This is a genomic window from Streptomyces sp. NRRL S-495, assembly GCF_000966955.1.
GTDB lineage: Bacteria > Actinomycetota > Actinomycetes > Streptomycetales > Streptomycetaceae > Kitasatospora > Kitasatospora purpeofusca.
Genome location: NZ_JZWY01000375.1, coordinates 1 through 25,331 on the forward strand (window position 1 = coordinate 1; position 25,331 = coordinate 25,331).

The window sequence follows — 25,331 nt, forward strand, 5'->3', positions numbered from 1 at the left end:
CCCGGGCGCCCGCCAGTAGCCGCGGGCCAGCCCGGGGCCGCCGAGATAGATCTCGCCCTTCTCACCGGGCGGCACGGGGCTGAGCCGGGCGTCCAGCAGGTGCACCCGCACCCCGGGCAGCGGACGCCCGATCGGGACCGGCGCGGCGGACGGATGGCCGGGACCGGCGTGCTGCGCCCCGGGCTCCAGCGCCTCCGGCGTGAGTTCACAGAGCGTGGAGGTCACGGCCGCCTCGGTCACCCCGTAGGCGTTGACCAGCCGGACCCCCGGCAGCCGCTCCAGGCAGGCCCGGCAGTCGTCGGCGTGCACGGTGTCGCCGCCCACGATGATCAGCCGCAGGCCCTCCGGCGCGGGCCCGCCCGGCGGGAACAGGCCGAGCAGGTGGTGCCAGTACGCGGGCGTGAGGTCGGCGACGGTCAGCCGCAGCTCGCGCATCCGGTGGGCCAGCTCGGTGGGTGCCCAGGTGCGGGCGCCGCCGAGCACCAGGGTGGCGCCTGCGGTCAGGGTCGCGAAGACCTGCTCCAGCGAGGTGTCGAAGCCGAGTGCGGCCAGTTGGAGGACACGGTCGTGCGGAGTGAGCCCGTAGGCGTGGACCACCCGGCCCAGGGTGAAGACCAGCGAGCGGTGGGTGACCGGCACGCCCTTGGGGGTTCCGGTGGTCCCCGAGGTGTAGATCAGATAGGCGAGGTCGTCCGGGCCGACCGGGTCCCCGCCCAGCTCGGTTCCCTCACCCCCTCCCACCTCGGTTCCCTCGTCCCCGCCCCCGTCCGGCGCCACCGCCCGCACCCCCGGGAAGGCCCGTCCGTCCGCCGAGACCACCACCTCGGCCCCGCAGTCCTCGACCAGCCGGGCCAGCCGCCGCCGCGGATGCGCCGGGTCCAGCGGCAGGAAGGCGCCGCCCGCCTTGAGCACGCCGAGCAGGGCGGTCACCAGGTCCGCGCCGCGCTCCAGGCAGACCGGGACGACCCGCTCCGGGCCGACGCCCAGGCCGCGCAACACGCCCGCCAGCCGGTCACTGCGGGTGTCCAGCTCACGGTAGGTGAGCGTCTCCTCGTCGGTGACCACGGCCAGGGCGTCCGGGTCGTGCGCCGCCCGGGCCCGGACCAGCCCGTGCACGGTGTCCGCGCGGCCCGTCGGACCGGCGCGACCGGCGTCGCTGCCGCCGCTACCGGCGCCACGACCGCCACGACCGTCGACGGCGGCCCCGGGGCCGCCCGGGCCCAGGCCGAGCCCCGGCGCACGCCACTCACGCTCGACGTAGCGACGGCACTCCGCCCGTTCGGCGGGCCCGAAGACCGTCCGCCATCCGCCCGGGACCGTGAAGTCCCCGGGCCAGATCGTATACTGACCGTCCTCGTTGACCAACACGGCGTGACGTCCGGAGCCCGCTCCGGCACGTACTCCCCGTGCGCTGTCCACTGCTTCATCCACCGGCTTGACCTCGTGCTGTGGCGGCAGAATGCTGGGAGGTGCGACATTTCCGACTATACGCACTCAAGGCCCATTTCGAACGTCCGACCGGACCACCCCGGCCCGGCCCGGGCGCTCGCGAGCCCCTGCCCGGAAATCCCACCACCCGTCACCACGGGCGTCCAGGGTGATGTCGCGGAGGAGGTAGCTCGTTGACACGTCGGCGCCAACGCCTGATGGCCTGTTACCTGGCGTGGATGGTGCTGTTCACCGGCATCTACTACGCCAATCCCTCTCAGCGGATCATCTGGTGGACGGGTATCGGCCTGGGCGGCGTCGCCGCCATCGTGGTCGGCGTCCGCCTCAACCACCCCTCGCACGCCCGGTACTGGTACCTGCTGGCGCTCGCCAACCTCAGCTTCACGGCGGGCGAGGTGGTCCAGGTCATCCAGATGCAGTTCCTGCACCTGGGCAGCCCGTTCCCGTCCATCGCCGACGGCTTCTACCTGGCCGAGTACCTGCTGTACGCGGCAGGCGTGTTGGGCTTCATCCGCTGGCGGACCGCGCATCAGGACCGGGCCAGCCTGCTGGACGCGCTCATCCTCACCATGGGTCTGGCGCTGCTGGTCTGGATCTACCTGATCCTCCCCTACGCGCGGAACCCCGACCTCGGCTGGTTCCAGAAAGCCGTCTCGATCGCCTACCCGCTGGGCGACGTCGTGGTGCTGGCCCTGCTGCTCCGTCTGGTCGTGCCACGGGGCGGCGTCAGCCGCTCCCTCCAACTGCTCGCCGTCGGCACCGTCGGCCTCCTGGTCTCCGACATCGCCTACGGACTGATCGTGCTGCACGGCAACTGGCACATCGGCACCCCCGTGGACTTCGGCTGGGCCGCCTTCTACACCGCCTGGGGCGCGGCCGCCCTGCACCCGTCCATGGTCGAGCTGACCAGACCCATCCCCAGCCAGCAGCCGGATCTCAGCCCCGGCCGGCTGGCCCTGCTCACCGCGGCCTCACTGATCGCGCCGACCATCCTGATCATCGAGGCCGGCGCGGGCAACACCAGCAACGCCGGGGTGATCGGCGCCTTCTCCGCCGTGATCTACCTGCTCGTGCTCGCCCGGCTGGCGGTCGTGGTGCGCGCCCGCCGCCAGGCCGTCGCCAGGGAACGCGCCCTGCGGGTCGCGGGCTCCGCCCTCACCTCGGCCGTCACGGTCGAGGAGGTCGCCGACGCCGTCCAGGCCGCCGCCTCCACCCTGATGCCCACCGAACCCGGCCATGTGGCGCTGCTCGCCGTCACCGAGGGCGGCGTCCTGCACGTGCGGCACGCCGAGCGCGGCGCCGACCGCCACCTGCTCGGCGCCGAGCACGAGTCCGACGAGGTGCTCGCCCTCGCCGCCTACCGGGAGACCAGGCTGCTGTCCGTCGAGGACATCGGCAACGGCCTCGCCACCCGGCTGAACGGCATGCCGAGCGCCCTGCTGTGCCCGCTCACCCTGGCCGAGCGCCCGTCCGGGGACCCGCTGATCGGCGCCCTCATCGTCACCGGCACCGAGCAGGAGCTGGCCAGCCTCTGGGGTTCGCTGGAGATCCTGGCCGGCCAGGCCGCGTTCGCCGTCGAGCGCGTCATGCTGAGCCAGGAGATCACCCGGCGGGACAGCGAGGCCTACTTCCGCACCCTGGTGCAGAGCGCCAGCGACGTCATCCTGATCCTCGACTCCGACGACTCCGTCCGCTACGCCTCGGGCTCCTCCGCCGAGCGCGTCCTCGGCTACCCGAGCCTGCCCGGCACCCTGATCACCGACCTCGTCCCGACCGAGGACAGCCGGTCGGTCGGCAAGGCGCTGGCGCGGATGCGCAGCCGGGACTCCAGCCTCGCCGCCTCGCGCCCCGGCCGTTCCGCGCTGGACTCCCAGCGCGACCACTGGCGGCTGCTGCGCGCCGACGGCACCCCGATCGAGGTCGAGGTGCACTCGAACGACCTGCGGGCCGATCCGACGGTGGACGGGCTGGTGCTCACCCTGCGCGACGTCACCGAGCAGCGGAAGATGGAGCGCGAGCTCACCCACCGGGCCTTCCACGACTCGCTGACCGGCCTGGCGAACCGGGTGCTGTTCCTGGACCGGGTGAGCCACGCGCTCTCCCGGGGCGAGCGCAGCGGGGCCGTCACCGGGGTGCTCTTCCTCGACCTGGACGACTTCAAGATGGTCAACGACACCCAGGGGCACGCGGTCGGGGACGAGCTGCTGATCGCCGTCTCGCTCCGGGTGTCGACGGCGCTGCGCACCTCGGACACGGCGGCACGCCTCGGCGGCGACGAGTTCGCGGTGCTGGTGGAGGACGCACTGGCGCCGGCCGACGTCGGGGCGCTCGCGGACGGCGTGCTGGCGGCGTTCGCCGAGCCGTTCCGGCTGAGCGCGGGCGCGGTGCGGGTCTCGGCCAGCATCGGGGTGGCGACGACGGAGGACAGCGTGGACGCCACCGAGCTGCTGAGCCACGCGGACCTGGCCCTGTACTCGGCGAAGTCGGCGGGCAAGCGGCAGTGGTGCCACTACCAGCCGTCGCTGCAGGCGGGCCTGGTGGCGCGGCACGAGCTGAACGAGAACCTGGACACCGCGATCGCCGAGTCCGCGTTCCGGCTGTACTACCAGCCGATCGTCGACCTGGCCTCGGGGGCGCTGGTGGCCTTCGAGGCGCTGGTGCGCTGGCCGCACGACCGGCGCGGCATGGTGCTGCCGGACGAGTTCATCGCCCTCGCCGAGGAGAGCGGCCAGATCGTGCCGCTCGGCGCCTGGGTACTGGAGCGCGCCGCCCAGGAGACGGCCGCCTGGCACGCCGCCAGCTCCGCCGCCCGCGCCGCCGTCGGCCTGCCGCCGCTGCGGGTCAACGTCAACGTCTCGGCCCGCCAGTTCCGCGACCCGGGCTTCGTGGACGTGGTGCGCGGCGCGATCCGCTCCTCCGGGATCCCGCCGCAGTCACTGGTCCTGGAGCTCACCGAGTCCGTCCTGATGCGCCGGGACGACCGCGTCCACACCGATATGCGCACCCTGGGCGACCTCGGCGTCGGCATCGCCATCGACGACTTCGGCACCGGCTACTCCTCGCTCTCCTACCTGCGCGAGTTCCCGATCTCGATCCTGAAGATCGACAAGTCCTTCATCGACGGCCTCGGCCACTCCCAGCAGCAGTACGCCCTGGTGGAGGGCATCGCGAGGATCGCCGACACCCTGGGCGTCCAGGTCATCGCCGAGGGCATCGAACACACCGACCAGCGCGACCTCCTCGCCGCCATGGGCTGCCCCCTCGGCCAGGGCTACCTCTTCGCCCGCCCCCTCACCCCCGACCAGGCCCGCACCTTCATCGAACAGCACACCGCCCCCGCCACCCCCATCGGCGAACCCACCCCCCTCAACGAACCCGCCGGCCCCGCCGGCCCGGGTGGCCCCGCCGGCCCGACCGGCTAGGGCGAGTCCTTCGGATCACGCCGGGCGCCGGAAGGCCCCCGCATGGGCGGCGGCGAGGGTGGTGGCGGCGGCGCGGTCGGCGGTTGCCTCGTCGAGGGGGTCGGGGGTGGTGAGCATCCGGTAGTAGAGGGGGGCGGAGACGGCGCGGACGACCTCGACGGGGTCGGTGTCGGGCGGGAGCTCGCCGCGGTCGACGGCCTCGGTGACGCACGGGGCCCACTCCTCCACCCGGGCGCGGTAGAAGCGGTGCAGGGCCTCGGCGGCATCGTGGTCGCAGGCGGCGGCGACGAGGACGGCGCGGAAGAGGGCGCCCTGCCGGGGGTCTGCGAGGGTGCGGGCGACCAGGCGGGCGTTGGTGCGGAGGTCCTCGGCGAGGGAGCCGGTGCGGGCGCGCGGGAGGGACTGTTCGGCCATGTCGGTGAGCAGGTCGGCGAGCAGGGCGCCGACGGAGCCCCAGCGCCGGTAGACGGTGGTGCGGCCGACCTCGGCGCGGCGGGCGACGTCACCGAGGTCGAGCCCGGCGAAGCCGACCTCGACCAGGGCGTCCTCGGCGGCCTTGAGGACGGCGATCCGGACGCGGGCGGTCCGGCCGCCGGGTCGCTGCATGCCCGAGGTTGTCATTAACGGGACTCCTGTTCCATTAGTGAGCGTGACAGTGCTAGGGTCGAGACATCTTAACGGCACAGAAGTCCCGTTAGCGAAGGGAACACCTCTCATGGAGTACCGCCGCCTCGGCGCGTCCGGCCTCACCGTCCCCGCGCTCTCCCTCGGCACCGGCACCTTCGGCGGCCGCGGCCCGCTGTTCGGCGCCTGGGGCACCAGCGACGCCCAGGACGCGCGCCGCCTGCTGGACATCGCCATCGACGCCGGCGTCACCCTGTTCGACACCGCCGACGTCTACTCCGACGGCGCCTCCGAGGAGGTCCTCGGCCAGGCGATCAAGGGCCGCCGCGACCAGGTGCTGATCTCCACCAAGGCCGGCCTGCCCACCGGCGACGGCCCCAACGACGCCGGCACCTCCCGCGCACGCCTCACCACCGCCGTCGACGCCGCCCTGCGCCGCCTCGGCACCGACCACCTCGACCTCTTCCAGCTGCACGCCTTCGACGCCGCCACCCCCGTCGAGGAGGTGCTCGGCACCCTGGACGAGCTGGTCCGGGCCGGCAAGGTGCGCTACACCGGCGTGTCCAACTTCTCCGGCTGGCAGCTGATGAAGTCGCTCGCCACCGCCGACCGCGACGCCCGACCCCGCTACGTCGCCCACCAGGTCTACTACTCCCTCGTCGGCCGCGACTACGAGTGGGAGCTGATGCCGCTCGGCCAGGACCAGGGCGTCGGCGCGCTGGTGTGGAGCCCGCTCGGCTGGGGCCGCCTCACCGGGAAGATCCGCCGCGGCACCCCGGTCCCGCCCGGCAGCCGCCTCCACGACACCGCCGACTACGGCCCGCCGGTGGAGGACGAGCTGCTGTACGACGTGATGGACGCGCTGGACGCGATCGCCGCCGAGACCGGGCGCACCGTCCCCCAGGTGGCGCTCAACTGGCTGCTGCGCCGCCCCACCGTCTCGTCCGTCATCATCGGCGCCCGCAACGAGGAGCAGCTGCGCCAGAACCTCGGCGCGGTGGGCTGGGAGCTCACGGCGGAGCAGGTCGCCCGGCTGGACGCGGCGAGCGTCCGGACGGCGCCGTACCCCTACTTCCCGTACCGCCGCCAGGAGGCCTTCGCGCGGCTGAACCCGCCGCTCGCGGGGTGAGGCGGGCCGGGGGTCGACATCGGGGCGCGGCGCCGGGCTCGGGCTCGGGCTCGGGCTCGGATAAACCGCTTGTTCTCGCAGGTCAGGACAGTGCATTGTCATTGCCATGATCGAACTGCGCGAACTCACCTCCGACGACTGGCCGCTCTTCCGGGAGCTGCGCCTCGCCGCCCTCGCCGAGGCGCCGTACGCCTTCGGCTCCACCCTCGCCGGCTGGCAGGGCGAGGGCGACCGGGAGGAGCGCTGGCGCTCCCGGCTGGAGATCCCCGGCGCCCTCGACCTCGTCGCCCTCGTCGACGGCGAGCCCGCCGCGATGGCGACCGGGGTGCCGGAGGGCGGGCACGCGGAGCTGATCTCGATGTGGGTGGGCCCGAAGGCCCGGGGCCGGGGCGTCGGCGCCCGGCTGATCGCCGAGATCGAGCAGTGGGCGACCAAGCAGGGCTTCGCCACCCTGCGGCTCGCCGTGATGCCGCACAACCCGCACGCCATCGCCCTCTACGAGCGCGTCGGCTTCACCGACACCGGCGAGCCGGGCGACCTGCTCCCGGACGGCGTCTCCCGCGAGTTGGTGCTGGCCAAGCCGCTGTCCCCCTGAGCACCTGCGGCACCGGTCTCACACCTCCATCAACTCCCTTGTGTTTCACCGGAGTTCACACATCCGTTCCGGCCAGAGCGGGTCCGGTTCGGGCCAGCTCCCGGCAATCGCGGCACCCGGACGGCGGGGCGGTGCCTACGGTCGACAGGTCCGTAGGCACCCGTTCCGCCGTCAACCCGCGCACGCACACACCCGAATTGGCGTGCGCACCGTGTGAAACGCCGAGCCAGGGAGTCCGTACTGTGCCGTCCTTGCTGCACTACGAGATCGTCGCGGATCCGACATCGCTCCAAGCATCGCTCCCCAACGAGCCCTCCGTGGGGACGGTGTACCTGATCGTCTCCAACACCCACCAGGCCCAGGTGGAGTGGGACTACATCGACGTGGCCCTGCCGCTGCTCGCCCAGTCCTCGAACCTGACCGACACCCCCTCGGCGGTCACCGCCACCATCGAGCGGACGTACTCCAGCCCCTGGGACGACCCGCTGGAGTTCGCCTGGGACCCGGTCAACGACTGCTTCCGGGCCCGGCTCTCCCAAGCGCAGCCGCCCACCCGGCAGTTCGCGCTGCTGGACGCCCACGGCGCGCTGGTGCTGAAGCTGGAGAACATCCCGGTCGCCGCCGGCGCGGGCCTGAGCCTGCTGGAGATCCGCGAGCGGGCCGGCGGCGGGGACGCCAACATCGCCATGCGGCAGGACCACTACACCACCTATCTCGGGCTGGCGAAGCAGACGCCGCTGGTCCCGCGCAACTTCCGCGCGGACAAGTCGCTGCTGGACGTCGACGCGGGCGAGCAGCTCGTGCTCCGCTGGGACGGCCCCAACAGCCTCGACTACGCGATCCTCGACCAGACGGGCGCCGAGGTCCGCCGCGAACCGGCGGTGGCGGGGGCCGCTCCGGCCCACCAGGAGTACTCCTGGACCACGGCCGCCCCGAAGCGCGGCACCACCTACACCCTGGTCGCGAAGGCAGCCGGCGGCGGGCAGCAGCGCGGCTACTTCCTCACCACCACCGTGCACGCGGTGATCCCCGAGTTCGCGAGCGGGACGCGCACCCTGTGGGTGGAGGGCATCGCGAACAAGGGCCGGCTGGTGCTCGCCACGGACGGCGCGGAGGTCCGCAACCCGAGCGGCGACCTGGGCCGGCTCAGGGCCGACAAGGCCGACGTGGACAACGTGACCACCCGGCTGGTGCAGGGCCGCACCGACAGCGCCGGCTGGATCACCTTCCCGGACCGCGGCATCAACGTCTACCACGGGTCGAACAGCGACCTGGGCGTCCTCACCGCCGCCCGCGCCGACGTGGAGGGCGTCAACACCACCTGGGCCGGCAGCCGTGACGCCGGAAGCGGCTGGATCGAGTTCACCCAGCCCGGCGCCACCCTCCACAAGGACGGCAACCAGGACCTCGGCGCCCTCATCGCCGACAAGGTGGACGTCAACGGCCTGAACACCAAGTGGGTCGGCGACCGCGACGCCGGGAAGGGCTGGATCGGCTTCCCGCAGGACGGCATCGACATCCGCAAGGACGGCGGCGAGGCCTGGGGCACCGTCCACGCCGACAAGGCCGACGTCGACGGCATCAACACCAAGTGGGTCCAGGGCCGCAGCACTTCGGACGGCTGGATCGAGTTCCCCGCCGAGGGCGTCCGCGTCCTGCGCGACGGCGGCCACGACCTCGGCACCGTCATCGCCGACAAGGCGGACCTCAACGGCCTGAACACCAAGTGGGTCGGCGACCGCGACGGCCGCCACGGCTGGATCGGCTTCCCCCAGGACGGCGTCGACATCCGCAAGGACGGCGGCGAGGCCTGGGGCACCGTCCACGCCGACAAGGCCGACGTCGACGGCATCAACACCAAGTGGGTCCAGGGCCGCAGCACTTCGGACGGCTGGATCGAGTTCCCCGCCGAGGGCCTCCGCGTCCTGCGCGACGGCGGCCACGACCTCGGCACCGTCACCGCGGGCACCGCGAGCCTGAACGCGCTGCACACCGTCGAGGCCCGGGTCTCCGGCGAGGCACGGGTCCAGGGGATGCTCTCCGTCGGCGGCGGGATGAAGCTGAGCCACGACGGTACGCGGATGTTCGTCACCATGCCGGACCGGATCATCTTCTCCGCGATCAGCGAGTTCAAGAAGTGGGTCAGCATGGAGCGGGGCCTGACGGTCGGCTTCCAGACCGGCACCTTCTCGGTCACCAAGGAGGGCGGGTTCCTGACCCACGGCTGCGACGTCCAGTTCCAGCAGGGAACGGTGTCCGTCTCCAACGGCAACCCGCCCCAGGTGCGGTTCATCTAGCGGAGCGACGCGGGCGCATTCACCCGGTGTTCCGCCGTCCCGGCCGGGACGGCGGAACACCGGGTGGAACACCGTTCGGCTGCGCGACGACGTGGACGACCGTCCCCGGCGAGGACGGCTTCGAGCTCGTCGAGGCCCGAGCCGACGAGCCCCCGCCGCGCGGCCGGACCGCCGCCGGACGGAGAGCTACCCAGGAACCTGGGATATCGCCGCACCGGCCGGGGCCGAAAGGATGCGGTCCACGGCGTCGGCCACCGAACGGGTGCCGGGCGCCGGTGATTCCGTCTCCCGAAGGAGCCTTCGTCCATGAGTCCTCGCCGACTGGCTGCCGCGGCGGCCGCCGCGGCCGTGCTGGCCCCGCTGCTGGCCCTGACCGCCGGAACCGCGCATGCCGCGCAGGATCCCGCCGACCTGCCCGGACCCATCCGCGTGCAGGCCCCCGCCCCCGACTTCACGACGATCCCGCCGAACGCCACGCCGCAGCAGTTCACCCGGCGCGGCCAGTGCATGGCCGCGTACAACGTCAACTACTGGGTCGGCGGCATGCCGTTCGCCGTCACCCAGCTGAAGCTCTGCCTCAGCGCGCAGTCCAGCCTCGCGCACGGTGCGCAGATCTTCTTCCCCGGTGACGTGAACTACCTCCCGGCCGACAGCGTCCCCGTCCCGTTCCCCGTCGTCCCCTGACCCTGCTCCCGGCACACCGCAGGGCGCGCACCACCCGGCAGACCCCGGTACTCCGTCCGGTCAGCACCTCGGCCCGGCCGTCCACCGACCGGCGGTACCTCCCCGTGCTCAGAGGAGCCAGGCCGTCGTCCCGCCGTCGGGCGCGGCGAAGCCGACCGTCTGCGGGCCGTCGGCGCGAACCGTCAGGGTGAGCCACTCGCGACGGGGCCGGTGGTGGCGCCGCCAACCGTTCCAGGCGGACTCGACGAGCTGCCAGAGGTCGCGCGGCCCGCTCGTGGTCACGGCCGACGGACGGCCCGGGTGGTCCTCGACGCGGGCGGTCGAGCCGTCCGCCGGGTCGTGCAGCGTGCCGCCGTCCCGGAGGACGGTCCGGGGCAGGCAGAGGCCGGCCCAGAAGGAGAAGGCATGGTCGTCCAGGACGCGGGCGCCGACGACGCTCGTCCGGCGTCGGCCCGTGACCTCCGCCGGGAGGCCGGGGCTCGCCGTGCTCCCGTCCGCCCGCAGGGGCATGAACGCGGCGGGCCGGTGCAGGTGGCGATGATCCGATCGAACGGCCCGCCCAGCGGCGGCGTGCCCGCGCCGTCGGCCCGCAGGACGGCGGGCTCGAACCCGACCCCGCGCAACCGCTCCCGGGCCGCGTCCACCAGGCGCCCGGTGCGGTCGACGGTGGTGACGCCCCCGGCGCCCGCGAGGTGGCAGAGCAGCGCGGCGTTGTACCCGGTACCGGTCCCGATCTCCCACACCCGGTCCCCGGGCCGGACGTCGAGCGCGTCCAGCATCTCCGCCATCAGCCCGGGCGCGGTGGACGAGGAGGTGGCGTCCCCGGTGACCCCACCGTCCGGCGCGTCCTCGACGTGCACCCCGTGCACCTCGGTCACCAGGACGTCGTCCGCGTACACCGCCCGCAGCCACTCGTCGTTGTGACCGCGCGTCGGAACGTACTTCGTGCCGTCACGCCGGTAGAAGGCCGGGACGAACGGATGCCTCGGCACGTTGAGGAACGCCTCGACCACCCGGGAGGAGAGCACGGACGCCCCGCGCTCGATCTCCCGGGCCAGCCTCACCCTGGCCTCGATCTCCGTGGTCATGTGCTGCTGCCTTCCAGGTAGTCACAGATGGCGGCGGTGATGGGCAGTCCCGTCGCCTGTTCGACGAACCCGTACTGCCCGTTGGGGTTGACCTCCAGGAACACCCACCGGTAGTAGACGGAGCGGACCGCGGCCAGGTCCAGCACGCGATGGCCGGTGGCGACCGTCCCGTGCCACCCGTCCGGCCCGTCGAGGCCGGCCGCGACGGCCGGCCTCGACGGGAACCATGCCGTGTCCGCCCGGAAGACCGGCACCGCACGCCGGTTGAGTTCCTCGATCACCAGATCGGCGGTCGGGTCGAACGTCCCCGTGATCACGAGGACGGCTCCGGAGTCGGACATCTCAGTCGTTGCTGCTTCCGGGGTCGTCCGGCGCGTCCATCTGGCCGGTGGGCTGCGTCGGACCGTACGTCTTGGGCGGGTTGCTGGTCATGTAGACGCCGGGTGGCAGACCCGCATAGGTGCAGGTCTGCGTCACCTCGTCGTACCCGAGGTCGGACGCGAGGATGCCTCCGGCACCCGTGACCGGGATCAGGAACCGGAACGCGAACGGACTCGTCGGCCCGACCAGTTCGTCCAGCACCGGCAATGCTGCGGTGGACATGGATCTCCCTCACCTTCTGCCCGCCGAATTCCGGTGGGCGGATTTCACGGTAGGGGTGGATCCGAGGGGGAATCAGGATGTTTCCCGTTGCCGCAAGAACTCGTCCCGGAGCTGCGCGAGCATTTCGCGCATGGGATCGCCCACCAGGGCCACCTGCTCGAATCGACCGAAGCGCGCCAGGTAGAGGTCGATGTCCTTGGGATCGGTGGTGGAGATCTCGGCGTGCGGGATCTCCACGATGACCAACCGGTTGTCGTAGACGATGAAGGAGGAGGAGCTGACCTCCGTCATGCGCGCGGAGAGTGGAACGACACCGATGTGCACGTTCGGCAGCCGGGACAGGGCGGTGATCCTGTCGATCTGCACCGCCATCTGCGCGGGCGGGAGGATCAGCCAGCGCAGGACGGACTCGGTGATCAGGTAGCGGAAGGACTTCCGGGGATCGAAGAGCACCGCCTGCCGTTCGAGCCGGGCCGCCACCGTGCGCGCCAGGACGTCGGGCGTGAGCCCCTTGGGCGCGAGGACGGCCCGGACGTACTCCGGGGTCTGGCAGAGACCCGGAACGCAGGAGGGCTGGAACACCCGCTGCACCTCGGTCTCCACCTCGACCGCGCGGATGCTGTCCTGGTGGTGGTGGAACCCCGCCCGCCGGAGGAACCGCCAGGCCACAGCCTCGGTCGCCTCCCGGCGGGCTGTCTCGACCAGTTCGGCACGCACGGCGTCGGGAACGCCGATGGCGGTGAGGATCCGCTCGACGTCGATGGTGGAGGGGATGGCTCTGCCGGTCTCGATCCTGCTCAGCTTGGAGGGGGACATGGCGGCGCCACGGGCAACCGCCTTGGCCTCTTTCCCGGCTGCTTGGCGGAGATTCCGCAAGGTGCCGCCGATGTCGTTCTCCATCCCAGCAATGCTCCCGATTCCCGCTGGTGAATGGCAAGCGCGATGTCTTGCGGCAACGCGAAATCGGGGCGATGCGCAGGAAGTCGGGCGGGCCGACTTCCTGTGCTTCAGCCGATGCGGGTGGCGACTCCGACCGGCCCAGCAGTGACTCCGCGATCGGCCTTCCCCGGCTGGTGCGGTCAGCTGGCCTTCAACCGCTCCAGGAACTCCGGGACGCCGTCGACCTGGCGGTAGGGCTTGAAGGCCGGCCCGAGCTCCCGGACCAGGGCAACGCAGCGCGGGGCGCCAATACGGGTGGCCAGGTCGAGCGACTCTCCGGTGACGGCGAGCGCCTGCTCGACGTCATTGGCCTGTAGGTAACCCTTGGCCTGGTAGGTCAGAAAGATGCCGCGCGTCTTGTCCCTGGCGCGGGGCAGCAGGGACATGCCCTCGGAAATCCGGGCGTGGGCCTCGTCGGTTCGACCGAGGTCCAGGAGGCATTGGCCGGAGTCCACTGCGAGGTCGGCCGGACTCATCCACGCGCACCAATCGGGCGCGGGGTCCACCACCTCGACTGCGAGAGCGGATTCGGCCTCGGACAGGTCGCGATAGCAGGCGGAACGGTCGCCGAGTGCGGCATGGGCCCTGGCCCGACGGAGGAACAGCAAGGACCGGGCGGCGGGATGCTCGATGCCGGACAGCGCGTATCCGAGCTGGTCCACGGAGACCTTCGGCTCGCCGAGCCAGTTCGACTGGTAGGCGAAGTCCGAGAGTACTCCGGCGCCGTGGTCGCGGTCGCCGGCGGCGTGCGCGGACTGCAGGGCCGCACCCCACAGCTTCCCGGCCGCCCAGTGCCGGCCCTGGTCAAAGCGGTGCCATCCGCAGGTGGTGGCGAGTGAAGCCGCCAGTAGGTGCAGCCTGCGGCCGGTGCTCTCGCTGTAGCGGCCGTCCTCGATCAGCTCGGTCACCGTAGCCAGGTGGGCGTCCATCAGGCGGATTGTGTGCTGGCGCTGTTCGGTGGGCAGGGCCGTGAGTCTCGCGCTGGTGTCCTCCAGCCAGTCCACGAGTTCGATGTCCACCCGCTTGCCCCCGAGAGCCGAGGTGAGGCGTTCGGGTTCGATTGTGGCCCACCCGGCCGCGAGGCCGGCCAGCGAGACAGCGCTGTAGGTCATGAAGCTGCGTCGGTCCATGGAGGCTCTCTGTGCATCGTGGAGGGCTTGAACGGTGTAGGCGGACCCCAGCGGCAGCGGTTCGTCGCGTCCGGGCAGCCAGTAGGGCCAGCCGAACGCCTCCATCTCCGAGACCTTGACGCCGAAGGCTTCGGCGATGAGGAGCTGGGAGTCGGGGTTCGGCATCTTGCGCCAGTTCTCCCACCTGCTGACGGCGGCCTTGTCGGCACCGGAGAGGAGCCCCTGGCGGCGGGCGGCCTGGTCGAGGCGGGCAACAAGGTCTCCCTGCGACCAGCCATACAGTTCGCGTGCGTAGGTGAGGGGGTGCCGGATCGGGTCGTCCACGGGCCAATCCCATCATCGGCAGTGACCGCGAGCCTACTGCCAGTGCGGGCGGGACAACCCCGGGACTACAGACAATGCCTGTTCGGTGACGGAAAGTTGGGCTGTACTCGATGCATGCCGAAGAACTTCCTCCACGAAGCGGAAGGAGTCTGCCCATGAAGCGACGCGCTGCGGTCATCGGTCTCGGCCACCAAGCGTGCGAGGACCACCTGCCCGGTCTACTCGGCTCCGGCAGGGCCGAACTGGTCGCAATCTGCGACAGCAACCCCGACATCCTGCGCGAGCGTCAGACCTCCTTCCAGGTACCGGCCTTCACCCGGGCCGCCGACCTGCTGGACAACGTCTGTCCGGACTTCGTGATCGTCGCTGTCCCGCACCATGCGGGCCGGGCCGTGATCGAAGAATGCTCGACCCGAGGCGTACACGTCCTCAAGGAGAAGCCGTTCGCCACCTCGCTCGCCGAGGCTCGCGAACTCTCCGCGATCTGCCACGCCGGGCAGGTGGAGTTGATGGTCGCCCTCCAGCGGCGGTTCAACCCGATCTACACCAGCATGCTGCAGTTCCTCGACCAGATCGGCACCCCGTTCCTCATCGACGGCCAGTACACCTTCCACACCGACGACCCCGGCGCCGGCTGGCGTGGGGACGCCGAGCAGGCTGGTGGCGGCTGCATCATCGACATGGGCTACCACCTCATCGACCTGCTTCTGTGGTACTTCGGCCTGCCCAGCCGCGTCATCGCCGACTTCTCGGCCACAGCCCTACCCGAGGCCGACTACGACGCGGAGGACACTGCCGTCATCCAGCTCGGCTACGAATCCGACCTCTACGGCACCGTCCTGCTCTCGCGCTGGGCGGCCCCGAAGACCGAGAAGCTGCACGTCGTCGGCACCCGCGGCGCAGTGCTGCTGACGAAGGACCATCTCCAGCGGCTCGACCTCAATGGCACCGTCGTGGAAGAACTCACCCGGCCGCACGCGCCCACCAGCGCATCGACCGCCCAGATCGACTACTTCTGCCGGGTCCTGGACGGCGAACGCCCCAATGCCTCCGGTCCCGAACAGCACCTCGCCCACGCCGCCTTCATCGCCTCCTGCTACGAGTCCAAGGCAGCCCGGCACTACATCGACCCCAAGGAGATGCTGTGACCTCAACCCTCGCCCTCCTCGGCGGCCGACCCGAAGTGAAGGCCGCCTGACCGCACTTCGAGGGGCCGCCGATCGACGACACCACCCGGGCCAAGGTCGCCGCCCAGTTGGACACGACCGTCTCCATCCCCGGCCGGTCCGGCATAGTCGCCGACCTGGAGGACGGCCTTCAGGCGTACTTCGGCGTCCGGCACGCGGTCACGACCAGCTCCGGCACCGCCGCCCTGCACGCCACCTACTGGGCCGCGAGGATCGGGCCCGGCGATGAGGTGATCGTCCCCGCGTGGACCTTCCATGCCACCGCTTCCCCGCTGTTCCACCTACGCGCCGTGCCCGTGCTGTGCGAGACCAGGCCGGACGGCAACATCGACCCGGACCGGGTCGAAGAGCTGATCACCCCGCGCACCCGCGCGATCATGGTCACCCACCTGTGGGGCAAACCCGCCGACATGGCCGGCCTCATGGCCGTGGCGAAGGCCCACGGCCTGGTGGTGCTGGAGGACGGCTCCCATGCTCACGGAGCTAGCGCAGCCGGGCAGAAGGTCGGCACGTTCGGCCTCACCGGAGCATTCTCGCTCAACGGCCCCAAGCCGCTGTCCGGCGGCGAGGGTGGGTTCGTCCTCACGGACGACGACGACACGTACCACCGGCTCATCACGCTCGCGCACTACAACAAGCGGGCCAGGACCGAGATCCCGGAAGGCCATCCGCTCTCGCGGTACGCGGTCACCGGGGCCGGCCTCAAGCTCCGAATCCACCCCCTCGCCGCCGCAATCGCCCATGACCAGCTCGCTCGCCTGGACAGCCATCTCGCCGGCCGAGCGGAGGTCGCGCGCTACTTGACCGGACAGCTGGCCCGGATACCGGGCCTGGCGGTCACCGACTTGCCCGATGGGGTGGTCCCGTCCTGGTACGCATTGACGCTCACCTACAAGCCGGACGAGCTCGGCGGCCTGCCGATCGAGAAGTTCCACCAGGCGCTGGTCGCCGAGGGCGCCACCGAGTTCGACCGGCCCGGTTCCACCTGTCCGATGAACCAGCTGCCGCTGTACCAGAACCCAACGGCGCTGTTCCCCGACCACCCGCACTCCCACCGCCGTTACGAGCCGGGCGACTTCCCGGTTGCCGAGCGTGCCCATGCCCACATGATCAAGCTCCCGGTCTGGCATCGTGAGCAGGATCTGGAGCTGGCCGCGCAGTACGCCCGCGCGGCCATGAAGATCAGCGACCATCACAAGGAGCTGCTGTGACCGTCACCTCCCCCGAGTTCGTGGCCGGCCTGGCGGCCGATGCCTCGGCCGCCGGAATCACCGGCTTCGTCGCCGCCGCCGTGATCAAGCACGGCGGGCGCGTCCTGCTCGTGCGGCGCAACCCCGACGATTACATGGGCGGCCTGTGGGAGGTCCCTTCCGGGACGGTCGAGGCCGGGGAGAGCATTTTGGACGCCCTGCACCGCGAGACCACCGAGGAGACCGGCCTGACCATCGGCGCGGTCACCGGCTACGTCGGCCACTTCGACTACGAGAACAGCCGCGGCGGCACCACCCGCCAGTTCAACTTCACCGTCACTGTGGAGAAGACCGAGCCGATCATCCTGACCGAGCACGACGCCCACCAGTGGGCGGAGCCCGGCAGCCTGCCCGAGGTCAGCGACGCGGTCCGTGAGCTGCTCGACTCCTGAGTCGGAGCCCTCGGAACCTGCCGAGCGGCCCGCTCCTCGAAGCCTCGAGGAGCGGGCCGCTTCACCGTTGGAACCGTCAGGGCGGGCGACCGGCTTGGGCCCCGGTCCGGCAGCCTGGCGAGGACTCCGCGATGCGCCCGGAGAATGCTCCCGGATCGGGGCGGTGCGCAGGAAGTCGGGCGGGCCGACTTCCTGTGTGCCTGTGTGTCAGCCGATGCCGGTGGCGGTGGCCGCCAGGGAGAGGAGGAGGGCACCGAGGGCGCCAGTGCCAGCGAAGCGGCGGCCGACGGGGCGGAGGTGGCGGAGGTAGTGGGCGGTCGCGGCGGCGAAGGCGAGGCCGCCGGCGATGAACCACGGGCCCCACAGGTAGAGGTACCAGCGGGTGAGGCCGGCCAGGTCGGGGTCGACGGTCGCGGCGCCCGTTTCGACGAGGATGCCGTGGACGACGAAGAGGCCGCCGTGCCAGATGAGGAGGACTGCCGCGCCGCCGCCGCAGAACACCAGGGAGCGGCCGGCCGTACCGCCCCGCAGGCGCGTCAGGCCGAAGCCGATCGCCGCCCCGAGGAGCTTGAGGAGGCCGGTCACCCACAGGACGGCCAGGAACCACGGCACCCGGTCCTGGGCGAGCCGCACCAGTTCGGGCGCCACCGTCGACCGTGCGCCGAAGGTGCTCCCCATCGCCCAGAGGAAGCTGGGGACCGCGAACAGCACCCCCCACACCGCGACGACGTACCCCCATCGCGTGCCCGTACCGCTCTTGATCGACATGGATCCACCGTGCCAGTACGACAAGCAGAGGGGCCTCGTCCGCGCGGACGAGGCCCCTCCCCCGCGAGAGCCACACCGCGCTGTCCTGCGCAGGAAGTCGGGCGGGCCGACTTCCTGCGCAGGGCCACCGGGCGCCTACGAGCTGCGGGCGCGCAGGGCGTCCGTGAACCAGCCGAACACCGGTGCCAGGCTCGGCGGGACGGGCCACCCGTTGATGACCGACAGCAGGTGCCAGTAACGCTCGGCGCGCGGGTCGCCGGCGATCTCCAGGCGGGCCAGCAACCAGTGGCGCAGTGAGGCATCGTCGGCGCGGTCGAAGGTCTGCGCGTACAGCGCGGTCAGGGCGTCCACGACGGCCGCGGCCTCGGGCGAGGCCGGAGCGAGGCCGGCGTCGAGCGCGCGGCCGACGCGGTCGCGGACGGCCTCGGTGAGGTCGTGGTGCAGGCCGGTCCGGTCGCCCCGGGCGCGTTCGGCCGCCTGGTACTCCGCCATCCGGCGGACGGCGGCGCGGAAGTCGGGGTCCCGGGTGAGTTCGGCGAGTTCCACCCAGGCCTCGACCTGCAAGGGTTCGGGGTCGTCGGGGAGTTCGGGCACGGCCGAGCGCATCATGTCGACGAACTCGGCGTTGGCGTCGAGGCCGCCGAAGGTGTCGTCGACGAAGTCGGTGATCAGGCGTCGGCGTTCGTCGTCGGAGAGCTTTGCGAGCTTGTGCATGAGGTCCATCTCCTCGGGAGTGGAGTCGCGGGCGGCCACCGCGCGCAGCACCGCGCGGCGCAGGCGGAGGACGCGGATCTGCACCTCCAGGGCGTCGGCGTGCGCGGCCGCGACCTCGGGCACCGAGACCTCCCGGTCCAGCACCTGCCGGACGGCGGCGAGGTCGAGGCCGAGGTCGCGCAGGGTGCGCACCAGGTCGAGACGTGCGAGCGCGCCGAGGTCGTAGAGCCGGTAGCCGGCCGGGCTGCGGCCGGTCGGCGGCACGATCCCGGAGTCCGAATAGAACCGGATGGTCTTGACCGTCAGCCCGGTCCGCCGGGCCAGGTCGCCGATCGTGAAGAGCGTGTCCCCGTCCATGCCCCTACTCTCGCGTCTCCCCCTACGGGAGACTCAAGGCCGTAGCGAAAGCGGCCGTCAGCCTCGGCGGCTCGCCGCATTGCGGACGCGGCGGGTGCGTCCCTGCTCGGCGAGGAGGCCGAGGGCTGCGGGGAAAGTGACGAACCGAGTGGTGGTGACCATGCGCTGGAACCAGTCGGACGCGGTAAGCAGTTCTTCCTCGGTCCAGGGCTCGTCCAGGGCGACGGCCCGGAGCAGGGTCCACTCGCTCAGGCGCCGGACGAGGAACGAGCGGTCGCCGACGACCGTGGCCGTCATCGCCGCCCAGGCCGGAAACCCGGGGCCGGTCACCTGCTCGGCGGCCCGGCGTTCGAGGTGCTGGTTCACCGCGGCCTCGGCCATGGACTGGTCCTCGTCGCGAAGGACGGCGGCCAGCAGGTCGGCCTCCTCCGCCTCGGCGACGCTTTCCAGGGCGCGCAGGTACTGGGCGTAGCGCCGGTGCTCGGGCGGTTCGGAGTCGTCGATGGGCGAGCTGTTCATGCGGCCATCACATCATTGAGGACCGGTGCTGCCGCCAGCGGTCGGCGAAGGGGACCTCGTGGGTCTCGGCCGTCCCGGGTCTACCGAGCAGGCAAGTACTCGTCCCTGATTCCTTCGACGGCCGCACGCATCGGGTCGTCGTAGACGGCCACGGCGGCGAAGCGGTCGAAGGTCTCCTGGTAGGTCCTGAGGTCCTTGGGGTCCCGGGTGGTGATCTCCGAATGGAAGGTTTCCACGATGGCGAGGCGGTCGTCGTGGAGGCTGAAGCAGGTCATCGGGAAGTCGGGCATCCGAGCGTCCTGAGGGAGCAGGCCGACGGCCACGTTGGGGAGTCTGGAGAGCGAGACGAGCCGGTCCAACTGCACGACCATGACCGACGCGTCGCAAATCCTCCACCGCAGCACGTGCTCGCAGACCAGGAAGTGGAAGGATCGGCTCGGGTCGTGGAGTGCCTGCTGCCGGGCCAGCCGAGCAGCGGTGGTCCTGATCCGCGACTCCTCCGACAGGTCGGGCAGGAGGTCGAAGACCGCCGAGATGTATTCCGGCGTCTGAAGCAGTCCGGGAACCAACTGTCCCTGAAAGAGCCTGAGCTCCGTCGTGCGCTGCTCGATGGCCTGGATCGCCTGCTGGTGCTTCCAGAACCCCGTGCGGTGGATGAGCCGCCAGGCGGTCTCCTCCGTTGCGGCGACCCGGGCCTGTTCGAGGAACTGCTCCTTGGCCGCCGCCGACACACCGAGTGCCGTGAGGATGAGGTCGACGTCCACGACGCTCGGGAGCACCTTGCCGTGCTCGATCTTGCTCAGCTTGCCCGGAGACATGGAGGCCCTACGGGCCACGGTCTCCCCGGTGAGTTCCGAGGAATGACGCAGGGCTCGTAGGGCCTTTCCGATGTCCTCTGCAGCGCTCAAGGCCGGTGCTGCCGCCAGTAGTCGGCGAAGGGGACCGCATTCGTCTCGGCGATCTGCTGGTAGCGGCGGTATTCGGGGGCTGCCTCTGCGGGGAGGCGTTCGGCACCGATGAACTTGCCGTCCGTCGTGTAGTGCATGCGGTAGACGTCGGTGTCGTCGAAGAGCCAGAAGTCGTGCTCGGGCAGCCCGGCCACCGGACGGGCTGCCCGGTCGATGATGCCGATGGTCTCGCCCGCCGTGATGTTTCCGGGGTAGGCGGAGAGTTCGTAGCGCAGGTAGTCGGTGAGCGGCGAGGTGAGGACATGGACGCGGGAGACGGTCTTGCCGAGGTCGGTCATGGACCGGACCCACGGGTTGTCGGACCACTCCGGGGGCATCGCCTCGCCGGCCAGGAAGGCCGCGAACTCCTCCGCTTCCTCCTCCACGTCGTAGAGGTCCAGCGTCTCCAGCCGGAACGCGGTGTGCTGGAAGCTCTCGAAGAGCCGGCCGAATTCAGTTCCGTCGAGCACGGATGCAGTCCTCCAGGATGTTCACGGCAGCGGGTGCCGGGAAGGTGCCTTGACCTCCGAGGATAGGGGCCGCTCCCCGCCCCGGGAGCGTGTTCGGCGCTCATGCTGCGAGCTTCGAGGCAGGGTGGGGCTCTGGCCGGGCAGTAGAAGGGAGTTGATCACTTGGCACGCACCGAGTTCTACGACGACCCCGACGCGCCCGTGCCGAATCGGCTGGTGGTTGCGGCGTCGGCCGTGGTGACCGATGGGGAGGGGCGGGTGCTGCTGCAGCGGCGGGTCGACAATGGGCTGTACGCGTTGCCGGGTGGGGCGATGGATCTCGGGGAGTCGCTGCCGGGAGCCGCTGTTCGGGAGGTCCGGGAGGAGACGGGGCTCGACGTGGAGGTCACCGGGATCGTGGGCACGTACACCGATCCGCGGCATGTGATCGCCTACTCGGACGGCGAGGTGCGGCAGCAGTTCAACATCTGCTTCACCACGCGCATCACGGGTGGGGAGCTCCGGATCTCCGACGAGTCGACCGATCTGCGGTTCGTGGCGCCGGAGGACATCGGCGACCTGCCGATGCACCACACCCAGCAGCTACGGCTCCGGCACTTCCTGGAGCACCGGGCGACTCCGTACCTGGGGTAGGTGCGCAGGAAGTCGGAGAGTCCGACTTCCTGCGCACCGGGGGGTTCCACCGAACGGGTCGGCTACTCCCAGGGGTTGTTGCCCAGCTCCCAACTCGCGGCCGCGTCCTTGTTGTGCAGGAACCGCGGGTCCGGCATGCCCTGGAGCGAGGAGTCGCTGATCGGGCACTGCGGCCACTCGTCGCGCAGCAGCTTGAGCAGGAACTCGGCCATGCCGCACGGGTACACCGACCATTCGAGATTCATCCGCGAGTACACCGCGACGGGCCAGCGGTCCGGGTCCGGGTCCGTCGTGATCCAGCACAGAGTGTCGGCGGCGCCCGTCTCGCCCCAGATGAGCAGGCCCTCCAGCCGGTGCCGGCCCCTGTCGGCGGGAGCCCATTGGTTCACCGCGAAATCCGCGAGCGCTGCTTCCGAGAGCCTTGAGAGCGTTCCGAACCGCAGCTCGTCCGAGGCAGCAGGGATGTGAACGCCGACCATCTCCTCGATCGAACCGTTGCCGAAGGCCGCGACAAAGGCCCGGTAGTCGGCCGGGAAGGGCGTTCCGTGGACCTTCTCCGCCGCACTCCAGTCGACAGTGTCCCCACAGGTGGGCCCGACGCACGACAGAACGTCTCCGAGGCTCGCCATGGCGGCGATTGCGGCGGACCGGTCGTCACTCACACTACGGCTCCGATCGGGTCGGGGCGTCCTCGCCCATTGGCGCCATTGTCCATCCTCGACGGCGGGGGGGGCAGAGTGGGTTGGTCAGGGGCTCAGGACGAAGCGGCATACGCGTCGGTGCGCAGGAAGTCGGAGGGGCCGACTTCCTGCGCGGCGAGGTCCGGGTGCGAGCGGTTCTCCGGCCGGGCACCGAGATCCGGCGGAGCGTTGCCACAGATCGGAGTGAGGTGAACCGGAGGGGGCCGGGCTCGTCCCCGAGAAATTCTGGGCGGGATCATCCTCGTTCGAGGGGTTTTCGCATCCGAACCCAGAAACCAGACCCGCCTCATAGGCTCCGGCATCGTGAGTGAGTCCCCCTCCAATACTCCAGCAGTAGTTCGTGACCTTCATGCCTGAGTGGCTTGTCGTCGGTAGTGGCCGGCCTGGGATCGGGCCTGGTGTCGGCGTCGCCGATCGGACCGACCGAGGCGGTGGACGGCGTCGTGGACGGGCTGGACGACGAGCGTTGTGAACAGTCGTTGGATCCCTCCTGCCCGCGGTCCGGTGCGCTGGCGCTGCACGCCGACCGTGCTGGCGCCCTTCTTCACGTCGCCGGTCCCGTCGACCACCAGCACCACCTGGTCGCCGCGCAGGTGCTCCACCACGTAGCCACGCGCGCCGTAGCGGACCTGGTCGGACAGCATGTCAGGCACCAACCGCCTTACCCAACAGCGGGGTTAGACCCGCGTGAACCGGCCTGCGATCCGGCTCATCAGGACCTCGAACGCCTCCTGTCAGCGGACGGGGTCTACGCTGTGACCTGCGGCCACCGCATGATCGTTTGTCTTCGCACACCGATGATCGACGGTGGCCGCTCCCGTCTCCACAGCGTGTCAGGGTCGCGCAGCGTTCGCCTGCCGTCCTGTGTCAGGAGGACATGTGCAACGTGGCGAAGTCTGGTGGGTCGAGTTCGACGAGCGGCGGCTGGTCGTACTGCTGTCGGTAGACGACGCGTCCGGAATCCGGGCGATGCAGGTCGTCGCTCCGGCGGGCGTCGACATCAGCGGTCTGGGCGTCGAAGTGCGAGTCGGCGCCATGGAAGGACTGCCCTTTGAAGGCGTGCTGCGGGTCGCGTTCGCGCGTCCGGGCTTCACCCCTTGCACGTGGCTGACCACCGTGTCCCGGGACGACCTGATCGAGCGGGCAGGCGTCCTGTCCTCCCCGAAACTCAGCGAGATCGACGATGCCCTCCGTCTCGGCGGACAGGCGGAGAAGTCGACTCCGGCGACAACCGCGAAACTCAGCGGGACAAGGGACGCTCTCCGTCTCGGCGGCCTCGGATAGACGGAGAAGGAACCGCCACCCCCCGGTGGCATGGTCAATCTCGTCCGGACGATCGACGCCAGCCGCCTGTCTCTCGGCACCGCTCACCATCGAGACCACGAACTACGGCTGGAGTACCAATACTCGGTGATTGGAAGGCCGCGGACGGCAGTTCCGTCCGCACGAAGGTCCACCTCTACGACTCGCCGGACTCCCTGGCGATCGGAGGCACGACCGAGGCACGGGACTCAGTCACTGGGGTCGGCCGAAGTCGCCGCGTGACCCGAATTCTGGAATGAACGCCCTACCGCAGCTCCGCCGGCCTCGCCGAGCCGCAGTACGGGCCCCGTCGCACGAGCGGCGGGGCCCGACTCGTACCCGTGGCGATGCGCGACCGGGCCGCAGCTCCGTAAGCGGCCAGTCATGTGCCGCCCGGGCGGCAAGCCGCTGGACGACGGGACGCCATTCGGGGCCGAACTCCCAGTCCTCCAGGTACTCGTCGAAGATGTTCACCCGGCCGTTCAAGCAAGCCGGGGCGGTCTTGAACGTCGGCTCAGGCGGAGCGGGCGTAGGCGACGAAGGCCGCCCAGGCGGCCGGGGAGAAGGTGAGGCGGGGGCCGGACTTGTCCTTGGAGTCGCGGACGAGGACGGCGGCCGTCGTCTCGGCGACCTCGACGCATTCGCCGCCCTCGTCGCCGCTGTACGTGCTCTTGCGCCAGGCGATCTCGACGCAGGCTCCGCCCTCGTCGCCGCTGTGGCTGCTCTTGAACCAGACCAGTTCGCTGCTCATCGCTCTCCCTGGAGTGAGGGGTCTCGTGGCGCGCGCCCAGGATAGGGAGCAACTCCCTTGGGGGCCAAGGGCACAGCCCACACAGCGGAGCGGTAGGACCCACACAGAAAGCGACCGTCCACCGGTCAGTGGACGGTCGCGGGGCGCCGAGCGGGGAGACTTGTCGTCAGACCGACTGCGCGAACTCGACGAACGCCTCCCAGGCGGCCGGCGAGAAGGTGAGGTGGGGACCGGACTTGTCCTTGGAGTCACGGACGAGCACGGTCGACGTCGCCTCGGCGACCTCGACGCACTCGCCGCCCTCGGCACCGCTGTAGCTGCTCTTGAACCACACCAGTTCGCTGCTCATCGCTCTCCCAGAATCTTCTCGATCAACGCCAGGGACTCCTGTGGAGTGTGCGCCTGCGCCCTGAGGGTTCCGTATCGGGCGTTCATGATACGGACCTCCCGCTGCTCCGTGATCAGCCTACTGCTCGTCTGCACCTCGATATAGGCCATCTGCGTTCGGTCCTTCGGAGTGATCAGGATGAACGGGCCATCCACTGCGGCGTGCTCTTCACGGTCCACCGGGAGAACCTGGAGCACCATCCCCCGCGTGTTCCCAATCGCCAGCAGGTGACGCAGCTGTGCCGCGTGGACCTCCCACCCTCCCAACGGGCGACGGAGCACGCTCTCATCAATCACCCAACTGAAGACAGCTCGCGGCCACTTCGAGAGGACTTCCTGCCGTGCCATCCGAGCGGCAACACGTGCCTCGATGACATCCTCAGACAAGACGGGATGGCGCATCGAAAAGACAGCACGGGCGTGCGCCTCGGTCTGCAGGAGTCCCGGGATGCTGTACAGGCTGACGCAGTGGAGCTCCTGAGCCTTGGCCTCCAGCTTCGCGTAGCCCCGGAACCACTCCGGATGCCGCACCCGCGCCTTGGCCTTGGCACTCTCGATGTCGTCCGACGTCACGATCAGAAGCCCGCCGGCGTCCAACACCCGCTCCGACGCCTCCAGCAGCTCCCGCTGCGGCGTCCGCTTCCCCTGCTCCACCGCGCCGATCAGGCT

Annotated in this window: 28 protein-coding genes; 10 read left to right on the top strand and 18 right to left on the bottom strand. The window is 70.8% G+C overall.

Annotation, left to right across the window (positions count from 1 at the left end; all coding sequences use genetic code 11):
- Positions 1-1,494, bottom strand: a 1,494-nt coding sequence (locus tag VR45_RS19705; protein ID WP_353612704.1) for an AMP-binding protein, incomplete at its 3' end; no start/stop codon positions are given.
- Positions 1,495-1,622: 128 nt separating this feature from the next.
- Between VR45_RS19705 and VR45_RS48770 the strand changes: the two genes are divergently transcribed.
- Complete coding sequence (locus VR45_RS48770; RefSeq protein WP_234326045.1) at positions 1,623-4,871, top strand: EAL domain-containing protein; 3,249 nt, start codon at positions 1,623-1,625, stop codon at positions 4,869-4,871.
- Between the two features lie 15 nt (positions 4,872-4,886).
- On the opposite strand, the gene VR45_RS19715 is transcribed toward VR45_RS48770, so the two are convergent.
- Complete coding sequence (locus VR45_RS19715) at positions 4,887-5,492, bottom strand: TetR/AcrR family transcriptional regulator (RefSeq protein ID WP_045941115.1); 606 nt, start codon at positions 5,490-5,492, stop codon at positions 4,887-4,889.
- 94 nt (positions 5,493-5,586) lie between these two features.
- Between VR45_RS19715 and VR45_RS19720 the strand changes: the two genes are divergently transcribed.
- The 4 genes from VR45_RS19720 to VR45_RS19735 all read left to right on the top strand — a co-directional run bounded on the left by VR45_RS19720 (position 5,587) and on the right by VR45_RS19735 (position 10,200).
- The gene (locus VR45_RS19720) at positions 5,587-6,624 is read left to right on the top strand and encodes an aldo/keto reductase (protein ID WP_045941116.1); all 1,038 of its coding nucleotides are present in this window, start codon (positions 5,587-5,589) and stop codon (positions 6,622-6,624) included.
- Positions 6,625-6,730: 106 nt separating this feature from the next.
- Entirely contained in the window at positions 6,731-7,219 is a 489-nt protein-coding gene (locus VR45_RS19725) for a GNAT family N-acetyltransferase (protein ID WP_045941117.1), read from the top strand.
- Positions 7,220-7,461: 242 nt separating this feature from the next.
- Positions 7,462-9,516, top strand: coding sequence for a hypothetical protein (locus VR45_RS19730; RefSeq protein ID WP_159394271.1), 2,055 nt, complete (start codon positions 7,462-7,464; stop codon positions 9,514-9,516).
- Positions 9,517-9,822: 306 nt separating this feature from the next.
- Complete coding sequence (locus tag VR45_RS19735; RefSeq protein WP_045941119.1) at positions 9,823-10,200, top strand: hypothetical protein; 378 nt, start codon at positions 9,823-9,825, stop codon at positions 10,198-10,200.
- Positions 10,201-10,308: 108 nt separating this feature from the next.
- On the opposite strand, the gene VR45_RS47050 is transcribed toward VR45_RS19735, so the two are convergent.
- The 6 genes from VR45_RS47050 to VR45_RS19760 form a co-directional block, all read right to left on the bottom strand.
- On the bottom strand, positions 10,309-10,482 hold the full coding sequence (locus tag VR45_RS47050) for a hypothetical protein (protein WP_159394272.1): 174 nt from the start codon (positions 10,480-10,482) through the stop codon (positions 10,309-10,311).
- A complete protein-coding gene (locus VR45_RS19740; protein ID WP_052709213.1) occupies positions 10,479-11,288 on the bottom strand; it encodes a methyltransferase domain-containing protein in 810 nt (269 codons plus the stop codon). Before VR45_RS19740 ends, VR45_RS47050 begins: the two co-directional genes overlap by 4 nt.
- Complete coding sequence (locus VR45_RS19745; protein WP_045941120.1) at positions 11,285-11,629, bottom strand: MvdC/MvdD family ATP grasp protein; 345 nt, start codon at positions 11,627-11,629, stop codon at positions 11,285-11,287. The genes VR45_RS19740 and VR45_RS19745 overlap by 4 nt, the downstream gene beginning before the upstream one ends.
- Before the next feature lies 1 nt (position 11,630).
- Positions 11,631-11,891 carry a hypothetical protein gene (locus VR45_RS19750; RefSeq protein ID WP_045941121.1) on the bottom strand — a complete coding sequence of 87 codons (261 nt, stop codon included), beginning with the start codon at positions 11,889-11,891 and terminating at the stop codon, positions 11,631-11,633.
- Between the two features lie 72 nt (positions 11,892-11,963).
- Complete coding sequence (locus VR45_RS19755) at positions 11,964-12,791, bottom strand: helix-turn-helix transcriptional regulator (RefSeq protein WP_078896668.1); 828 nt, start codon at positions 12,789-12,791, stop codon at positions 11,964-11,966.
- Positions 12,792-12,970: 179 nt separating this feature from the next.
- Positions 12,971-14,284, bottom strand: a complete 1,314-nt coding sequence (locus tag VR45_RS19760; protein ID WP_045941123.1) for a helix-turn-helix transcriptional regulator — start codon at positions 14,282-14,284, stop codon at positions 12,971-12,973.
- 155 nt (positions 14,285-14,439) lie between these two features.
- On the opposite strand from VR45_RS19760, the gene VR45_RS19765 reads away from it, so the two are divergent.
- From VR45_RS19765 to VR45_RS19775, 3 genes are all read left to right on the top strand, one after another.
- Complete coding sequence (locus VR45_RS19765; RefSeq protein WP_078896669.1) at positions 14,440-15,432, top strand: Gfo/Idh/MocA family oxidoreductase; 993 nt, start codon at positions 14,440-14,442, stop codon at positions 15,430-15,432.
- Between the two features lie 107 nt (positions 15,433-15,539).
- Entirely contained in the window at positions 15,540-16,682 is a 1,143-nt protein-coding gene (locus VR45_RS19770; RefSeq protein ID WP_199925970.1) for a DegT/DnrJ/EryC1/StrS family aminotransferase, read from the top strand.
- Positions 16,679-17,113, top strand: coding sequence for an NUDIX domain-containing protein (locus tag VR45_RS19775; protein ID WP_052709214.1), 435 nt, complete (start codon positions 16,679-16,681; stop codon positions 17,111-17,113). Before VR45_RS19770 ends, VR45_RS19775 begins: the two co-directional genes overlap by 4 nt.
- Before the next feature lie 207 nt (positions 17,114-17,320).
- Here the strand turns inward: VR45_RS19775 and VR45_RS19780 are convergent, their stop codons facing one another.
- The 5 genes from VR45_RS19780 to VR45_RS19800 form a co-directional block, all read right to left on the bottom strand.
- Complete coding sequence (locus VR45_RS19780) at positions 17,321-17,881, bottom strand: DUF3995 domain-containing protein (protein WP_045941125.1); 561 nt, start codon at positions 17,879-17,881, stop codon at positions 17,321-17,323.
- A gap of 135 nt (positions 17,882-18,016) precedes the next feature.
- Positions 18,017-18,952 carry a MerR family transcriptional regulator gene (locus VR45_RS19785; protein WP_045941126.1) on the bottom strand — a complete coding sequence of 312 codons (936 nt, stop codon included), beginning with the start codon at positions 18,950-18,952 and terminating at the stop codon, positions 18,017-18,019.
- Positions 18,953-19,009: 57 nt separating this feature from the next.
- Entirely contained in the window at positions 19,010-19,471 is a 462-nt protein-coding gene (locus tag VR45_RS19790) for a hypothetical protein (RefSeq protein WP_045941127.1), read from the bottom strand.
- An 80-nt stretch (positions 19,472-19,551) separates the two neighbouring features.
- A complete protein-coding gene (locus tag VR45_RS19795) occupies positions 19,552-20,379 on the bottom strand; it encodes a helix-turn-helix transcriptional regulator (RefSeq protein ID WP_353612705.1) in 828 nt (275 codons plus the stop codon).
- Positions 20,376-20,888 (bottom strand): DUF6879 family protein, encoded by a 513-nt coding sequence (locus VR45_RS19800; RefSeq protein ID WP_045941129.1) that lies wholly within the window; start codon positions 20,886-20,888, stop codon positions 20,376-20,378. The genes VR45_RS19795 and VR45_RS19800 overlap by 4 nt, the downstream gene beginning before the upstream one ends.
- Positions 20,889-21,050: 162 nt before the next feature.
- On the opposite strand from VR45_RS19800, the gene VR45_RS19805 reads away from it, so the two are divergent.
- Positions 21,051-21,521 (top strand): NUDIX domain-containing protein, encoded by a 471-nt coding sequence (locus VR45_RS19805; RefSeq protein WP_045941130.1) that lies wholly within the window; start codon positions 21,051-21,053, stop codon positions 21,519-21,521.
- A gap of 62 nt (positions 21,522-21,583) precedes the next feature.
- Here VR45_RS19805 and VR45_RS19810 read toward each other — a convergent pair whose 3' ends face one another.
- Positions 21,584-22,150: an SMI1/KNR4 family protein gene (locus VR45_RS19810; protein ID WP_045941137.1), complete on the bottom strand. Its 567-nt coding sequence runs from the start codon at positions 22,148-22,150 to the stop codon at positions 21,584-21,586.
- A gap of 419 nt (positions 22,151-22,569) precedes the next feature.
- Complete coding sequence (locus tag VR45_RS47945) at positions 22,570-22,866, bottom strand: hypothetical protein (protein ID WP_052709216.1); 297 nt, start codon at positions 22,864-22,866, stop codon at positions 22,570-22,572.
- Between the two features lie 235 nt (positions 22,867-23,101).
- Here VR45_RS47945 and VR45_RS19820 point away from each other — a divergent pair, with 235 nt between their 5' ends.
- On the top strand, positions 23,102-23,506 hold the full coding sequence (locus VR45_RS19820; protein WP_045941131.1) for a type II toxin-antitoxin system PemK/MazF family toxin: 405 nt from the start codon (positions 23,102-23,104) through the stop codon (positions 23,504-23,506).
- A gap of 532 nt (positions 23,507-24,038) precedes the next feature.
- Here the strand turns inward: VR45_RS19820 and VR45_RS19825 are convergent.
- From VR45_RS19825 to VR45_RS19835, 3 genes are all read right to left on the bottom strand, one after another.
- Entirely contained in the window at positions 24,039-24,275 is a 237-nt protein-coding gene (locus VR45_RS19825) for a DUF397 domain-containing protein (RefSeq protein WP_045941132.1), read from the bottom strand.
- Positions 24,276-24,441: 166 nt separating this feature from the next.
- Positions 24,442-24,624, bottom strand: coding sequence for a DUF397 domain-containing protein (locus VR45_RS19830; protein ID WP_045941133.1), 183 nt, complete (start codon positions 24,622-24,624; stop codon positions 24,442-24,444).
- On the bottom strand, positions 24,621-25,331 hold a 711-nt coding region (locus VR45_RS19835), incomplete at its 5' end, for a DUF5753 domain-containing protein (RefSeq protein WP_045941138.1). The genes VR45_RS19830 and VR45_RS19835, both read right to left, overlap by 4 nt.

Bases quoted from the DNA above. Each gene is read 5' to 3' on its own strand.
- VR45_RS19810 (WP_045941137.1), bottom strand. From the start codon at position 22,150: ATGGCGAGCCTCGGAGACGTTCTGTCGTGCGTCGGGCCCACCTGTGGG.
- VR45_RS19725 (WP_045941117.1), top strand. From the start codon at position 6,731: ATGATCGAACTGCGCGAACTCACCTCCGACGACTGGCCGCTCTTCCGG.
- VR45_RS19830 (WP_045941133.1), bottom strand. From the start codon at position 24,624: ATGAGCAGCGAACTGGTGTGGTTCAAGAGCAGCTACAGCGGTGCCGAG.
- VR45_RS19790 (WP_045941127.1), bottom strand. From the start codon at position 19,471: ATGAACAGCTCGCCCATCGACGACTCCGAACCGCCCGAGCACCGGCGC.
- VR45_RS19765 (WP_078896669.1), top strand. From the start codon at position 14,440: ATGAAGCGACGCGCTGCGGTCATCGGTCTCGGCCACCAAGCGTGCGAG.
- VR45_RS19750 (WP_045941121.1), bottom strand. From the start codon at position 11,891: ATGTCCACCGCAGCATTGCCGGTGCTGGACGAACTGGTCGGGCCGACG.
- VR45_RS19825 (WP_045941132.1), bottom strand. From the start codon at position 24,275: ATGAGCAGCGAACTGGTCTGGTTCAAGAGCAGCCACAGCGGCGACGAG.
- VR45_RS19740 (WP_052709213.1), bottom strand. From the start codon at position 11,288: ATGACCACGGAGATCGAGGCCAGGGTGAGGCTGGCCCGGGAGATCGAG.
- VR45_RS19735 (WP_045941119.1), top strand. From the start codon at position 9,823: ATGAGTCCTCGCCGACTGGCTGCCGCGGCGGCCGCCGCGGCCGTGCTG.
- VR45_RS19780 (WP_045941125.1), bottom strand. From the start codon at position 17,881: ATGTCGATCAAGAGCGGTACGGGCACGCGATGGGGGTACGTCGTCGCG.
- VR45_RS19745 (WP_045941120.1), bottom strand. From the start codon at position 11,629: ATGTCCGACTCCGGAGCCGTCCTCGTGATCACGGGGACGTTCGACCCG.
- VR45_RS47945 (WP_052709216.1), bottom strand. From the start codon at position 22,866: ATGCTGTCCGACCAGGTCCGCTACGGCGCGCGTGGCTACGTGGTGGAG.
- VR45_RS19755 (WP_078896668.1), bottom strand. From the start codon at position 12,791: ATGGAGAACGACATCGGCGGCACCTTGCGGAATCTCCGCCAAGCAGCC.
- VR45_RS19720 (WP_045941116.1), top strand. From the start codon at position 5,587: ATGGAGTACCGCCGCCTCGGCGCGTCCGGCCTCACCGTCCCCGCGCTC.
- VR45_RS19785 (WP_045941126.1), bottom strand. From the start codon at position 18,952: ATGGACGGGGACACGCTCTTCACGATCGGCGACCTGGCCCGGCGGACC.
- VR45_RS19715 (WP_045941115.1), bottom strand. From the start codon at position 5,492: ATGACAACCTCGGGCATGCAGCGACCCGGCGGCCGGACCGCCCGCGTC.